Raw genomic sequence first — 14,815 nt, forward strand, 5'->3', positions numbered from 1 at the left:
CCCCCACAAAACAGGCGTTGGCCCTGGACTTCGCTTTACGCGATCCGTAGCCGCGCCCGCAGCTGCGCGACGAATTGCGTCGCTGCCACGGGGTGGAACAACGAGGTCAGCCCGAAGAAAACCGCAGCGCCGGCAGTGCCGCCGGCGATAAGAGAGAAGATTGCCGGCACGTCGCCGGCCACCATGCTGGCAAGCTTGGCGGCCACCCCCGTGCTGAGCGAGATGATCACCGAAACACCGATGTCGCGCCACGGCACCGGCACCGGCGTAAGCCGCTCGCTGATGATGATGCAGGTTATGGAGCCCACCACCGAGCCGCCCGCAAGCGCCAAAGCGGCGCCGATCTCCGCCATCGGGGGGATCAACAGCAGGGATAATGCGATTGTTGCCACCGAGCCGAAGAGATTGGCGATGATCAGCAGCCACGGCCGCTTGTGCGCGTGCACCACGACGCCGTAGACGAAGCTGGTGAGGTTGGCGCACAGCACGCTGAAGGCAATGATCGGAAACAGCAGGCCGAAGCGGCCGTGATATTGCGAAGGCAGCATGAGCTCGGTGATATCGCTGCTGAGCGCGACCAGCATCGCTGCAATCGGCAGGCAAAGCCGCATCATCAGCGCCATCAGTTGCGACAGCAGCCGGCCCGACGCCGCGGGCCCATCCTCGTCGAACCGGCTGACCACCTCGGGAAAGGCGCCCATGTTGATGGCGTTGGCGACCATGTCGATCGGCTGGCGGGCCAGCGCATAGGCTGCGGCGAAGATCGCCACAGCGCTGGCGTCGTAATAGATCTTGAGGAACAGACGCTCCGCGCTGTTGAGCCCGAAGCCTACCAGCGCCATGATGATCAGCGGCACACCGAGCGCAAAGAAGTCCCTGTGGGTGAAGCGCGGCGGACCGGTAACGAGCCGTCGCGATGCCATGGTGCCCGCCACGATGCCGGCAATCAAGGCGCCGAGGCTCGAGCCGAGCGATACCGTCAGAAAGCTATCCTGAAAGACAAGGATGGCGCCGATCGGCAATGCGAGTTGCAGCAGGGCACGCAGGGCTTCTAGCATCGAATAGACCGAATGGCGCTGCTGCATCTGCAGCACGGTCAAGGCGAAGCGGCTGATGGACCCGGCGACCAGATAGCCGCAGACCGCGATCGCGAACTCGACCCAGCGTTCAGGCACGATCACCGCAGACGCGCCTACCGATATGACCAGCGCCAGTGCCGTCGTGGCAAGCAACACCTGCCCGGCTAGCATCAGGCTGCCGCGGCTGACTTCGCCCTTGCCGCCCAGCCTGAGCAAGGCGATGCGCAGCCAGTTGGTGACGGCAATGTCGGTCATTTCACCGACGGTCACCACCAGGGTGAGCAGGCCGTACTCGGTCTGGTCGATCAAACGCGTCACGACGACCAGCAGGAGCAGCGCCGAAATTCGCGTCAGCAGGATCGCCGGAGCATAAATGAGCGTGGAACGGAGCAGCAAGGGCGTGTCCCTGGAAAACTCACCTTCGACTAGCCGCCGACTGGCGGAAAATCCAGCGCGACGACGGCGAAGGGTGAACAGATTCAGTTTGAACTAAAAGATTTACCGTAAACCTTATCGGGAACGTTTGCTTTGCAGTTACCCGGTCTGTGTTATTTAGAGTACCATCATGTTGCAGCGCCTCATATCCGATCGAAAAATACATGTCCTGGTCGCGACGCCGTCGGGCGTTTCGGGGCAAGGCGGCATCGACCGCATCATGGGGGCGTTGAAGCAGGAGTTCGAACGGCAAGAAATCGCCGACATCGATGTGTGCTTCCTTGCCAGCCGTGGCCCGGGGCATGTCGGACTTTCGATCTTCTATATGCTCGGCTTTTGCTTACGGATGCTTAAAGCACGTCTGGCTGGACGCGCCGATGTCATTCATATCAACATCTCAGTTTCCGGCAGCACCTACCGCAAGATGGTGATCGCCTCCTGCGCACGGCTGCTGTCGATACCTTATGTCCTGCATCTGCACGGGGCGCAGTATCAGACATTCTGGAAAGCCGACCGCGGTTTCATAAGCCGCCGTATCAAAGCCCTGTTCGAGCATGCCGATCGGGTGATCGTTTTGGGCAGGCTTTGGCGCGATTTCGTCGCCAGCCGGGCGCCGGGCGCAGCCGGCAATATCGTGATCGTGCCCAATGCGACCGAAGTCCCGTCGCTGGCGCATGTCGGCGGCGGCGACCATGTGCATATCCTGTTCCTGGGCCGCATCGGCGACCGCAAAGGCGTACCGCAATTGCTGGAGGCACTGCACAGCATGAGCTCTGTCAAGAATTGGCGCGCCACGATTGCCGGCGATGGCGAAGTCGAGGCGGCACGGGCAAAGTCAGCCGCGCTGGGGATTGCAGACAGGATCGCCTTTCCGGGTTGGGTGGGACCTGACGATGTCGCATCGCTGATCTCGTCGGCCGATATTCTGGTTCTTCCCTCCTTCGCCGAAAATCTGCCGATGTCGGTGATCGAAGGCATGGCAGCCGGTTTGGCGGTGGTGGCGACCCCGGTTGGCGCGGTCGAAGACATAATCACCGACGGGCAATCCGGGCTGCTGGTGCCGCCAGGCGATGTTACTGCGTTGACCGAGGCGCTGAGCCGCCTCGCGGAGAACCCGGCACTGAGGGCAAGGCTTGGTGCCGGTGCCATGGCCGTGCATCGGGAACGGCTTGAGCTCGCCCCGTTTGTCGGCGCAATCTGCGATGTCTGGCGGTCGGCGGCGTCAAGCCGTCAACCGGTCAAGCGCTGAGGCCGACGATCGCGGCGGCGCTTCGAGCCTGAATTCGCGGTGGAATATCTCCAAATTCAACAGCGCCCATATCAGCTTTTCGTGGTCGGCAGCACGCGTGGTGTGTTCCGAGACGATTTGATCAAGCTGTTTCGGACTCAGATAGCTGCGAATGACGGAGTGAGGCGAGCAAAGATGGTCATGCACGTAGTTCCTCATCGATCCGCGAAACCATTCGGCGACCGGTACCTTGAACCCGACCTTGCGGCGGCTGAGAATTTCCTCCGGGAGGATATTGGCCATGCTGTCGCGCAGGATCTGCTTGCTGTGCAACCAACCCAGCCTGTAGCGATCGGGCAATTTGCTGACGAACGAAACTAGGTCGCGATCGAGGAACGGCATTCTCCCTTCGATCGAACCGGCCATCATCATGTGATCGCCTCGTTCCAGGAGATTGTCAGGCAGCCACGATGTCTGATCGAAAAACAGCACGCGGCGAAGATGGGAAGCCGTGGCGCTTGACGAGAACGGAAAGTCGTTGCGCTCATAACGGCGATTTGCGGACGCACCGATCAGGCAAGCGCCCTGCTGCGCCGAAACGGCTCCAAACCAGGAGACCATCCGGGCGGCAAAGTCCCTTTCGCCCGCGGTGCGGGCAAACGTATCGACCTTGGCCGACGCGCCCGGCATGGCGCGTACCAAAGGGGAAAGGACATAATCGTGCAGCGAGGCTGGAACAAGCGACTGGTAGATCCCGGCCAGTGATTCCGCGCGATGCTTGGGATAGCCGCCGAGAATCTCGTCGGCTCCTTCTCCGCTGAGCACCATCTTGACGTCCTGGGAGGCGCGCTCCGACATCAGGTAAATTGGAATATCGCTGCTTTGCGAAACAGGTGCGCCGCGTTGGCGAACCATCGCCGGCAGGTGATCCATCAGATCGCCTGGCTGGATGACAAGTTCGCAATGATCGGTCTTGAAATGATCGGCAACGCGCCGGGCGAATGCAAGTTCGCTATAGGCTGCGTCGTCGAACCCGACGGAAAACGTGCGAATAGGTGTGGCGCTGTGCCTGGCCATCAGCGCGACGATAGCCGAGGAGTCGAGCCCTCCTGAGAGAAAGGCACCAAAAGGTGCATCGCTGCGCATCCTGATCTCGACGGAATGGTCGAGCAGTTCCAGAAATCGCCGCTTGGCGGTTTTTTCGTCGATCCGCTCGGTCAGGGCCGCCTGGTCCGGAGGCGTATAATAGCGCGTTTCCTTGACTACCCCTTGCGACCAGACGGCATAGCTTCCGGGATTGAGCTTGCGGATCTGTTTAAAAAGCGTGCGTGGTCCCGGCACATAACGCCAGTTCAGATACTCGTGCACAGCATCCAGATCGAGTTGCTGCGCATCTTGCTGCGACGACAACAATGCGTTGATCTCCGAGGCAAACAGCAGCAATTTTTCGCTTTGCATGAGGTAAAGCGGCTTTTCCCCGAAGGGATCCCGGGCGAGGATCAATTCCTGCCTCTGAGCATCCCAGAGTGCAAAGGCGAACATGCCGCTCAGCCGGTCGAACATGGACAAGTGCCACTGATCGTAGGCTCGGAGCAGCACCTCGGTATCGGAGCGCGTTCGAAAATGATGGCCAAGGCCGATCAGTTCCTGGCGCAGCTCGATGTAGTTATATATCTCGCCGTTGAAAGTTATTTTGAGACGACCGTCCTCAATCTGCATCGGCTGGTTCGACTCAGGCGCCAAGTCAATGATCGCCAGGCGGCGATGGACCAATGCCAATTGTTGCTCGCCGGTATTCAGGTCCAGTATCTCGGTGCCTTCGGCATCGGGCCCGCGATGCCGCAATGCGTTTGACATTCTGGCGGCCCGCTCTTGTGGATTTTTAGCCCTTCGACCGATCCATCCGGCAATTCCACACATTGTTCCCCCTAGGCGCGCATTCCTCACTTCAGTACAACAAATGTGTTAAACACTTCGTGCCAATACAACCCGACCGGGAGAAAGCTGCCCCAGGCCGTTCCTCGATCGAGCCTGGCGGTCAGGGGTTGCGACCGGTTGTTCGCTGGTGAGGGCGAGTGACGGCACCTATGGCAGGCCCAATACCTGCAGCATCTCGGGGTCGGGAACCGGGGGACCATCGGGCGGGATGAGGCTCATCCCATAGGGATTGGAGAACTCCCAGACAGACCATGGGATCGCGAAGCGTTCGGCCTCTCGGCGCACTGCCTTGAGATAGCGAGAACGGTCGGCCTCAAAGGCGCCCATGCGGCCGTCCGCGGACATGAGGATAGCGCCGAATTCGCCCATGAAAAGCCGCCGGCTGGGAATGCCATGGCCTTCAGCCCAGTCGACAGCCTGGCGAAAGCTCGCCTCCAGTTGGCTCTGGCCCCAGTTCTGCTCGAAATATTTCGCGATTGCTTGGCGCGCGGTGGCCATGTTCATCATCTGCTCGACCCGGCTCAAGCCGGCAGCTTCCATCCGCGCTCTAAGGGTTTCGGTCACCACTTCGGGTGTACTGCTGTCGGCCGGCCAGGGAAGTCCCGAAGCAAAGCTGATTGTGTCATCGGGCCGCTGGTGGGTGAAGCTGTGCGGCTCATACATATGGAAGCTGTAATAGAGGTTTGGGTCATCAAAGCTGGGGCTGAGGTTGACCAATCCGGCAATGCTGCCGCCGCAGGCGCCGGTTGCAACGATGGTAAGTTCGCTGCTGACCGCTCGAATGTCGTGGACGGTCCCTGCCATGATCCGCTGCCAGTCATCGCTGCCGCTCGCATCGCAAGGGTAGTATGCGGGCTCGTTGTAAGGTTCGAGGGCGACTTTGTCGGTGCCTATCTTGACCAGCATGGCGGCGACCGCCACAACCATTTGACGATAGCGGGCGACACCCTCGCTGTCGGCGCCGCCATAGATCATCTCCATGCTGTAGTCGGGAACCTGAGTGACGCCATGCAGGTCGAAAACCACCTTGAGGCCGGTCGACGTGATCCGCTCGACGGCGGCGGCAAGTATGTCCAGCGCCTGCTGCCGCTTGGCGTCCCCGCTGGCAAGCAGCGGGCCGGGATCGACGCTCAGCCGGACGAAGTCGAAGCCCATCGATCGGATGTGGGCAAACACCTCCCCGGCCGGCCAGTCGGTGAGCGGCCTGCTTTCCGCAAGCCACTCCTTTTCGCTGCGATAGGGCGGCCAAACGTAGGTTCCATCTTTGTCCACCGGCGACCAGTTGAGCCACTGATGCACGCCAACGCCGCGCTTGAGAGGGATGGGCGCTGCGTCGGCAGCGACAAGCAAGGCGAGCACCCAGGCAACAACATACACCGCTTTTTGCATCGCTCCCTCCGCATGCTCGCGGGAGATATTAACCGCAACGAACGGGAAAGAAGATTGCCGGCCCGCAGCTTTTCGACGGCATGGTATACAAGGACCGAAACGTTGACGGGGCGTGCATGAGAATCGGCTGGTACATCAACCGATTGCGCAGCATGGGACCGGCCGAGGTGCTGCACCGGCTGGGCGAGCAACGTCGAAGGATCGCGTCGCGCCGCCGCGATGATGGGTGGGAGCGCTATCCATCGCCGCAGTTGCACCCGGTGCTGCCCGGATTTCGCCATGCTGCGCTGGCAGCGACCGACGCTCAACGGCAAGCCATAGCGGCGGCCGCGCAAGAGATGCTTCACGGCCGGTTTTCGGCACTCGGGCGGACATGGCCAAAGCGTGAGCCCGATCTTTTGTTTCCTGCTGAGCTTTGGCGTCTTGATCCGATGACCGGCAGGCTTTGGCCTGGCCCCGAGGCTCATACTTTCGATATTGATTTTCGCGATGGCGGCGACCTTGGCGATATAAAATATGTCTGGGAGATCAACCGGCTGCAGCAATTGCCAGTACTGGCTGCACATCTGCTCCTCAGCGAGGACAATCGATCCCGGAGTGCCATCGAGGCGGCAATCGGCAGCTGGCATTCCGCCAATCCGCCGTTCCGAGGCATTGGCTGGGCTTCCGGCATCGAAGTAGCGCTGCGAGCCATCAGCCTGATCGTCACCCTTGACCTTGTCGGTGACCGGCTTGACCCGGCGACGCTGCGGAAAGCCGGTGAGATACTCGCGGCAAGCGCCTATTGGCTGCCGCGGTTTCCGTCGCGATATTCCTCCGCCAACAATCATCTCGTCGCAGAGTTGGCTGGCGAATATCTGGTCGGCCTGGCGCTCGGGGCCGGATCCGAAATCGCCCGCGGCGCCCTCTTGAATGAGACGCAGAAGCAGATTCTTGCCGACGGCGCCGGTGCCGAGCAAACGCCGACCTATGCAGCTTTCAGCGCCGAACTCATCTTGCTGTGCGCCGCAGCGGCACGCCAGGCAGGAACGCCGTTTCCCTCGGCCGTCGAAGCGCGTCTGGGCGCCTTCGCCAATTTCGTCGGCTGGCTGCCACAGAAAGCCGCCCGCTTCGGCGACGACGATGAGGGCCATGTGCTGAAGCTGGGCGACGAGCCGAACTATGTCCGATCCGTCGCGGCCGCCATCCACGGCTTACTGGGGACGCCGGGCAACGCGCCGGAGCCCGACGATTTTCGTTCGCTTTTCTTTGGTGCGCCGTCGGGCCCGACGCCCGCGGTGCATGGCTTGCAGACATTCACGCAAGGCGGGCTCTCCGTCTGGCGCGGAGCAATGAATGGCCGCAATGTCGAACTGACGTTCGATCATGGACCGCTCGGCTATCTCTCGATAGCGGCGCACGGCCATGCCGACGCGCTGTCGCTCACCCTGTGCATCGACGGTGAGCCGGTGCTGGTCGATCCCGGCACCTGGCTCTACGGTTCGGGAGGCGCATGGCGCGACTGGTTCCGCTCCACACCGGCGCACAACACGCTGAACATCGAGGGCAAGAGCCAGAGCACCATCGCTGGAAATTTCAACTGGTCGCACAAGGCAGTCGCAGCGCTGGCGGAGAGCAAGCCGGGGATGCACTGGAGGCTGAGCGCCCGGCATGACGGCTATCGAAGCCGCTTCGGCGTCGTGCATCAGCGCACTTTGGCGCGCCGGGCCGATGGCATCCTCATCACCGACCAACTGCTTGGCGGCAGGCGCCAGTCCGAGATCGTCTTCCAACTGGCCGCCGGCCTCCATGCCGACCGGCACGAAAAGACGGTCACGGTATTGCGCGGCGACGAGGCACTGTTGGCCATCCGCTTTCCTGATGCTGCGCTCGATATCGGCGCCGGCGGTGACATGCCGGGCCAAGGCGGTTGGGTTTCGCTGCGTTTTGGCACCAGGCAGCAAGCCGAACGCCTCGCCTGGCACGGTGAAGTGGGCGAAGCCGGGATCGATATCCATCTTGCCCCAATTCACCCGCCGCAACGGCAAAAACCGCCGCCAACGTAGAGTTGCCGGGCGAGTTCCAGCCGTATTCGACATTAATTACGTTTGGACATTTAGCGGTTTCGTTACCGTTGATCTGTTAGTCTCGCACCATCCAGCCTGCTTTGCCCGCTGCGTCCGCAACAGCCACTGGTTGCAGGCGGCGTTGCGAGTTTGGCGGGAATTTTGTGCTTTGCTATTCGCCAGATCGCCTTCTTACGACCCCAGACTGCCTTCTTACGACCAGGAGCCGCTGCAACGATGTTTTCCGAATTTGTCCGAGCGATTGTGGAAAAGCTTTCGAACGTCAATCTGACCACGCTCGGCCTGCTTCTCCTAACCGCTCTGGGCAGCGCGGTGATCGCCTACTGGCGAACTGCCGAACATAAGTCCCTCAGGGACTTTTTCGACTTCGCCTTCCCACAGGAAGTCATCCTGCACCCGTCGGCGCGAGCCGACGCCCTGTTCTGGATCACGAAACGAGCGATGATGCCTTTCCTGCTCATTCCTGCCGGCGTCACCTTCGTCGTCGCGGTGGGCTATGGCACACGCGAGGCAATTGGCTGGCTCCTTAACATCCACGCGCCGCTTCTCGGCGGCCCGGCGGGACCGGTGACGATCGTCATCTTCACCGCAACCATGCTGGTCGCCTATGATATTTCATACTACCTCTACCACGTCGCCCAGCACCGCTTCCCGTTCCTGTGGGAATTGCACAAGGTACATCATTCGGCCGAAGTGATGGTGGGGATCACCAAGGACCGGGTTCATCCGCTAGACGATCTGATGAACCGTATGTGGGATGGCGTCATCCCGGGCATCTGCTTCGGCATCTGGAGCCTGATTGCACTCGATCCGGTAGAGGTCGCTATCTTCGGCATCAACGTCTATGTCATCCGCAACATCCTGATGATGGATTTTGTTCGCCATACGCATCTCAAGATCTCGTTCGGCCCGTTGAACAACATCATCCTGTGTCCGCACTGGCACCAGGTGCATCACAGCATCGACCTACGTCACTACGATAAGAATTTCGGCCTGCTTTTTTCGTTCTGGGATCGCCTGTTCGGAACGCAGTTTGTCCCGGAGCCGGATGAAGACCTGAAATTTGGCCTAGTCGACCGCGACGTGCGCGATTACCAGTCGCTCTTTGGGCTCTACATCCTGCCGCTCAAGAAGATGGCAAGGCATGTCATGCGACTGTTTCACAGACGGCCCAATGTGGTCGCGCAGCCACAGGACAGTTCTCCTTCATGAACACCGCTGTTTCCATCGACGTCCTAGGCGCGGAGCGCCTGGAAATCGTCCGTTCGGCGGATCGCCTGGCTGCGGTCGAAGCCGCTTGGATGGAGCTTTGGCATCGTACCGACGGGCTGATCTTTCAAAGCCATGCCTGGATTTCGGCATGGTGGAGTACCGTACAACGCCGTGACCAGCGCGCGTTGCGGATCGGCCTGGTCTGGAAGGGCGAGAGACTCGTTGCTGTCGTTCCGCTGGCGATCGGCAGGCGCAGGGGGCTGCGGTTTCTCGAATGGGCGGCCGGCAGCTATACCGACTATGGGGATATTCTCGTCGCTCCGGAATGCTCGTTGTCGGCGCTGCAGGAGCTGTGGACCCAACTCTGCGATGCAGGTGGCTTCGATCTGGCCTTGATCAGTCGTCTCTCGCCGGATGCGGCGGCCCGCAAAATTTTCACGCCGGGAGCTTCCGCCGGCATCAGGCTCCGTCACTTTCACCGAACGGAAGTCAGCTATCGCGTTGCCGGACAATGGGAAAGCGGAGCGGCATGGTTGGCGGACCAGTCGAAAAAGACGCGCCAGAACTATCGGCGCGGCATCAAAGCGCTGGAAGAAGCCGGAGAGGTGAGATTTCGCCTGCTTGCGCCCGACGAGCCGCTGCAACCGGTACTGGAACGCCTCGCGGCCTTGAAGCGGAAATGGCTGACCGAGCGCATGCGTGAGTCAGACCTCTTCGAAGAGGGCGTGCCGGTACTCGCCGCGCTCGTCGGCGCGTTGGCGCGCGCCGGCGTGCTGCATATCTTCGTCCTCGAATGCAATGGCGTAATGGTCGCGGTGTCGATCAACTTCGTCCAGCACGACGTGATGATGGCCTTCGTGACGACGTTCGACCCGGATTTCGGCCGAGCGTCGCCGGGTGTGATCCTGTTGATGGATTACGTGAAGTGGTCAATCGATCACGGCTTGAGCACTGTCGATTTCCTCTGTGGCGCAGAGTCGTTCAAACACAAATTCTCGACGCAGGCGGTTACGCTGGAATCCGTCATCGGGACGCGCACGGCACAGGGTGCACTTGCATCTCTTGCCGATCGTGTCCTTCAGACCGTCAGGCATATGCGCGAGCGTTCATCGGCAGCACCAGAGGGACGTGGTACGCCCACTCAAGCCGAAGCAGCCTTGGAGTAGCGGCCCGCTGGCAAAAAAGCTCAAATGAAGCGCGGTATCGGACCGTTTTGCGGCGTGGTGCGGTCGCCAAGGTCGAGGAAGATTTCGTCGATGTAGCACCATCCCCAACCTTCCGGCGGATCGTAGCCTTCGATGACAGGATGGCCGGTTGCCCGAAAATGCTTGGTGGCATGACGGTTGGGCGAGTCGTCGCAGCAGCCGACATGGCCGCATGTGCGGCAGAGCCGCAGATGCACCCATTGCGAACCGCTCTTCAGGCATTCCTCGCAACCGAGCGCGCTCGGCGTCACGTCGCGAATATCCCCGGCGTGCCTGCATTCGTCTGCCATCATACGCTCCTGATCAGTTGCGGCGCCACGGCGAGACTACCGTTTCGCGCGAGATATTGATGCAGCGCCGCAACCACCTGGGCGCCTTCGCCGACAGCAGCGGCGACGCGCTTGATCGAGCCGGAGCGCACGTCGCCGATGGCGAATACGCCGCCGCGGTTCGTCTCCAGCGCACCACGTTCCTGGCCAATATCCGGCCCGGTGCGAACGAAGCCCTTCGCGTCCAAGGCCAAACCGCATTGCGCCAGCCAGTCGGTGTTCGGGTCGGCGCCAATGAACAGGAAGAGGTGGCGGATCGGACGCAAAGTCTCGGTGTCGCGGTTGCGCCAGCGCACTTTGCCAAGATTGCCGTCGTCGCCTTCCAGCGCCGTGATCTGCGTCTCAGCCAGCACTTCGATGTTCGGCTGTGCCCTGACGCGCTCTACGAGATAGCGCGACATGCCCGCATCCAGGCTGCTGCCGCGCGCCAGCAGCCATACCTTCTTCACATGCGCCGCCAGATAGACGGCAGCCTGGCCAGCCGAATTACCGGCGCCGACCAGGGCTACCTCTTGCCCGGTGCAAAGCCGCGCTTCGATCGGTGAAGCCCAGTAATGCACGGAGGTTCCCTCGAATTGCGCCAGGTTTGCCATGTCAAGACGGCGATAGCGCGCTCCGCTGGCTATCACCACCGACCGTGCCCGCACGGTCTCCCCGCCGCCGACGGCGAGCGTGTAGTGGGCACCGGACGTGTCGGTTGCGCTGCCCAGCAGCTTCGCCTCGTCTGGGATCACCATCTCGACGCCGAATTTCTGCGCCTGGTTGTAAGCGCGCGCCATCAGCGCCATTCCCGAAATGCCGGTCGGGAAGCCGAGATAGTTCTCGATACGCGAGGAGGCGCCCGCCTGTCCGCCAAAGGCACGGCAATCGAGCACGATCGTCGACAGCCCTTCGGAAGCCGCATAGACGGCCGCCGCGAGGCCAGCCGGTCCGGCGCCGACAATGGCCACGTCGTACAGCTTGCCGGAGTCGATCGGCCTCAGCAGGCCGATGCAGCGGGCAAGCTCGTTTTCTCCGGGATTGAGCAGCAGCTTGCCGTTCGGACAGAGCACGATCGGCAAATGGTGGATATCGACGTGGAAGCGTTCGATCAGGGTCCTGGCGCAGGGATCGGTAGCCGAATCGAGAACCCGGTGCGGCTGACCGCTTCGGGCCAGAAAACCTTGCAGCCGCAATACGTCGCCGCTGTCGACCGGTCCGACAATGATCGGTCCGGCTGTGCCGCTCTCGAGCAGGCCGACGCGGCGCAGGATCAGCGCCCGCATGATGCGCTCGCCGAGGTTTGCTTCCTGCACCATCAGCTCTCGCAGCCTTTGTGATGGGATGACGAGCGCCTCGACCGGCTCGACCGCCTCCACATCCACCAGTGAGGGCCTGGCTGAAAGCTGCGCCAACTCGCCGACGAAATTGCCCGCACCGTGCGTGACGATCGTTTCGCGCCGGCCGAAGCTGCCGCCCTGGATGATATCCACCTTGCCGGACAGGACCACGATCAGACCGGGCGCCGGCTCGCCGGCTTTGACGATCTGTTCGCCTGCAGCGTAGGACACGGCTTCGCCGAAACGGCCCATGCGGTCCAGGTCCGCCTCAGCCAGCGCTGGAAACATCTGATCGTGACGGGCAATGGAGGTCGGATTGGCGGACTGAGGCATGGTTCGAACCTATCGCCGGTGTCCGACGGTTTGAAGCGGTTTTTTTGCGGCTTGCGGCCGGTACAAACCTAGCCCCCCTGTCGGTAAACGCTGTGCCCTTCGCTTCGCCGTAACTGACAGCGGCCCGCGCGACGATGTCGTCGCGACGTGCCTCACACTCCGTTGCATCTCCTTGATTTGTTTGATTTGCGCATCCCGGCAAACCCGGCGCATGCTGCTTCAGCCGGCACCAGTCTAAGCCGGCCAGGCCCGGCGCGCCGTCCTGTGTCAAACTCTCGGCCGCCGGGCTTCTGGACAGCAGAAAACGGCCTGCGTCCGCTAGGCGGCTACCTGAAGCACGATCTTGCCGCGCGTGTGCTGCTTTTCGAGCCGTTCCTCGGCCTTGGCGACGTCCTCGAGAGGATAGATTGCCTGCACGAACGGCCTGACCTTCCCGGCGTCGATGAGGCGGCTGATCTCGGCAAGCTGCGCCGCGTTCGGCTTGGTCAAATAGGAAACGCCGCGAGCCCGATGCAGGCGGGCCTTCTCCGCCGATGGTTCGGAAAGCGTTGAGACGAGCGTCCCGCCAGGCTTGAGCACGTCCCACGAGCGGTCCTGTGTTTCACCCCCTACCAGGTCGAAGACGAGGTCGACGTCCTCGACAACTTCCTCGAAGCGCTGGTTCTTGTAATCGACCGCCTGGTCGGCGCCAAGCGCGCGGACGAAATTGAAATCCTGCGCGGAAACGGTCGTCGCGACGAAGGCGCCCGCGGCCTTTGCAAACTGCACCGCCAGATGACCGACGCCGCCGGCGCCACCATGGATGAGGACCCGCTGCCCGGATTTGAGGCCGCCGTGATCGAACAGGCCTTGCCACGCGGTGAGGCCCGCAAGCGGCACGGCGGCGGCTTCGGCGTGGCTTAAGCGTTGCGGCTTCGCCGCCGCCTCCGTTGCCTTGACGACGACGTATTCGGCGTTGCCGCCGCGGTCGTTGCCGAGCATGGCATATAGCGGATCGCCCTTCTTCAGCGTATGGGCCCGCGTGCCGCACAGTTCCACCACGCCGGATACGTCGCGGCCGAGCGTGACGGGCAGATCCGCGCCCGAAGAGCCCTCGCGAACCTTGTAGTCGACGGGATTGACGCTTGCCGCGTAGACCTTGAGCGTGACCTCGTCGTCATGCGGCTGGGGCAGCGGAACCGCGTCCAGCGAAAGAACCTCCGGTCCGCCAAAATCGTGGATACGGACGGCCTTCATAGTAATCATGGCTTGCTCCTCGTCGGGTTTGCAGTCCAGTTCGCCTCTGAACAGTTTCGCCGGCAGGCCGACGTCTATCCAGCCGGCGGTTCGGTCGTGGCAAAGGCCGGCCGACGGTGCGCCGTCAGTGTATCGTTTGCGAATGCTCGCCGCCGGGTTGCGAGATGCCGCTTAGCGCTTCACCGGCTGTCACCGTCTCGCTGTTGGTGGCGAGGTCGCCCAGCGAAACGATGCCGACCAGGCGCTTGTCGCGGTTTAGCACCGGCAACCGGCGCACTTTCAGGTCAGCCATGTTGCGCAGAACGTCCTCTGCGTCTTCGTCTTCGAAGCAATACCTGACCTCGGTGCTCATCACTTCCCGTACCTTGGCGTCAGGTGTCTTGCCTTGGGCGACGCCGCGGATTGCGATGTCGCGATCGGTTACCATGCCGACAAGCCGATCGTTCTCGCCCACCGGCATTGCGCCGGCGTCGAGGCGACCCATCATTTCTGCCGCATCGCGCAGGGTTTGCTGCGGACTGGCGATCTCGACGTCCTTTGTCATGCAGTTGCCGACTTTCATTTTAACCTCCTTTGGTTGCAGGGCCCGCCGCCGGTTTCCATGATGGAAGGGTGAATGAGCGCCAGCGCAAAACGTTCCATGGCAAGACCCGTTTCGAGCGCTTCGCCGAAATCACCCTTGCCATCCTCCACTCCGACCGCCCTTCAGGCGGTCGGCCCGGGAAAAGTTGGTTTCGAAGGAATTTCGGAAGGCGTGCCAGGAGGAACTCCGATCGGCTCCTGGTCCGGCGTCGGAATTGGATCCGGCGAGGGCGGGGGTATGCCTGGAGGTTCTCCCGGCGGAGTCTCCGGCGGGGCAGGCGGCCGGGCCGGCTCCGGATTGGGATTGTCCGGCAGTGGATTCGGGTTGTTCGGATCGGGATTGCTCATCGACCACTCCCCTGACATCTGTGGCCTGATCTCCGCCAGAGCGGGGTGCGGCAGCGGCGAGCAGGCTCTCTTGTCCTAAACCGAGGAGAAGCAAAAGCGTTCCCGCACCCGATGCC

The 14,815-nt window shown here is 61.9% G+C and carries 12 protein-coding genes; 4 read left to right on the top strand and 8 right to left on the bottom strand.

The annotated features are described in order from the left end of the window. Positions 1-35: 35 nt before the first annotated feature. Positions 36-1,475 (bottom strand): lipopolysaccharide biosynthesis protein, encoded by a 1,440-nt coding sequence (locus AC0L2Y_RS16980; RefSeq protein ID WP_473557955.1) that lies wholly within the window; start codon positions 1,473-1,475, stop codon positions 36-38. A gap of 169 nt (positions 1,476-1,644) precedes the next feature. Between AC0L2Y_RS16980 and AC0L2Y_RS16985 the strand changes: the two genes are divergently transcribed. After that, on the top strand, positions 1,645-2,763 hold the full coding sequence (locus AC0L2Y_RS16985) for a glycosyltransferase family 4 protein (protein WP_473557957.1): 1,119 nt from the start codon (positions 1,645-1,647) through the stop codon (positions 2,761-2,763). On the opposite strand, the gene asnB is transcribed toward AC0L2Y_RS16985, so the two are convergent. Both asnB and AC0L2Y_RS16995 read right to left on the bottom strand, forming a co-directional pair. Then, positions 2,737-4,662: an asparagine synthase (glutamine-hydrolyzing) gene (gene asnB, locus AC0L2Y_RS16990; protein ID WP_473557960.1), complete on the bottom strand. Its 1,926-nt coding sequence runs from the start codon at positions 4,660-4,662 to the stop codon at positions 2,737-2,739. The two genes, AC0L2Y_RS16985 and asnB, sit on opposite strands and share 27 nt — an antisense overlap. Positions 4,663-4,827: 165 nt before the next feature. Next, positions 4,828-6,069: a glycoside hydrolase family 5 protein gene (locus AC0L2Y_RS16995; protein ID WP_473557962.1), complete on the bottom strand. Its 1,242-nt coding sequence runs from the start codon at positions 6,067-6,069 to the stop codon at positions 4,828-4,830. Positions 6,070-6,185: 116 nt separating this feature from the next. Here AC0L2Y_RS16995 and AC0L2Y_RS17000 point away from each other — a divergent pair, with 116 nt between their 5' ends. The 3 genes from AC0L2Y_RS17000 to AC0L2Y_RS17010 all read left to right on the top strand — a co-directional run bounded on the left by AC0L2Y_RS17000 (position 6,186) and on the right by AC0L2Y_RS17010 (position 10,513). After that, the gene (locus tag AC0L2Y_RS17000) at positions 6,186-8,114 is read left to right on the top strand and encodes a heparinase II/III family protein (protein ID WP_473557966.1); all 1,929 of its coding nucleotides are present in this window, start codon (positions 6,186-6,188) and stop codon (positions 8,112-8,114) included. 237 nt (positions 8,115-8,351) lie between these two features. Continuing rightward, a complete protein-coding gene (locus AC0L2Y_RS17005) occupies positions 8,352-9,347 on the top strand; it encodes a sterol desaturase family protein (RefSeq protein WP_473557968.1) in 996 nt (331 codons plus the stop codon). Further along, a complete protein-coding gene (locus tag AC0L2Y_RS17010; protein WP_473557970.1) occupies positions 9,344-10,513 on the top strand; it encodes a GNAT family N-acetyltransferase in 1,170 nt (389 codons plus the stop codon). The genes AC0L2Y_RS17005 and AC0L2Y_RS17010 overlap by 4 nt, the downstream gene beginning before the upstream one ends. A 20-nt stretch (positions 10,514-10,533) precedes the next feature. On the opposite strand, the gene AC0L2Y_RS17015 is transcribed toward AC0L2Y_RS17010, so the two are convergent. From AC0L2Y_RS17015 to AC0L2Y_RS17035, 5 genes are all read right to left on the bottom strand, one after another. Further along, the gene (locus tag AC0L2Y_RS17015) at positions 10,534-10,845 is read right to left on the bottom strand and encodes a UBP-type zinc finger domain-containing protein (protein WP_036238601.1); all 312 of its coding nucleotides are present in this window, start codon (positions 10,843-10,845) and stop codon (positions 10,534-10,536) included. Then, positions 10,842-12,533, bottom strand: coding sequence for an FAD-dependent oxidoreductase (locus AC0L2Y_RS17020; protein ID WP_473557973.1), 1,692 nt, complete (start codon positions 12,531-12,533; stop codon positions 10,842-10,844). Before AC0L2Y_RS17020 ends, AC0L2Y_RS17015 begins: the two co-directional genes overlap by 4 nt. 318 nt (positions 12,534-12,851) lie before the next feature. Next, complete coding sequence (locus tag AC0L2Y_RS17025) at positions 12,852-13,778, bottom strand: NADP-dependent oxidoreductase (RefSeq protein WP_352565388.1); 927 nt, start codon at positions 13,776-13,778, stop codon at positions 12,852-12,854. Between the two features lie 115 nt (positions 13,779-13,893). Continuing rightward, positions 13,894-14,331, bottom strand: a complete 438-nt coding sequence (locus AC0L2Y_RS17030; RefSeq protein WP_473557975.1) for a CBS domain-containing protein — start codon at positions 14,329-14,331, stop codon at positions 13,894-13,896. Further along, the gene (locus tag AC0L2Y_RS17035; protein ID WP_352455359.1) at positions 14,328-14,462 is read right to left on the bottom strand and encodes a hypothetical protein; all 135 of its coding nucleotides are present in this window, start codon (positions 14,460-14,462) and stop codon (positions 14,328-14,330) included. The genes AC0L2Y_RS17030 and AC0L2Y_RS17035 overlap by 4 nt, the downstream gene beginning before the upstream one ends. Between the last annotated feature and the right edge of the window lie 353 nt (positions 14,463-14,815).

This window comes from Mesorhizobium sp. WSM4830 (assembly GCF_055811495.1).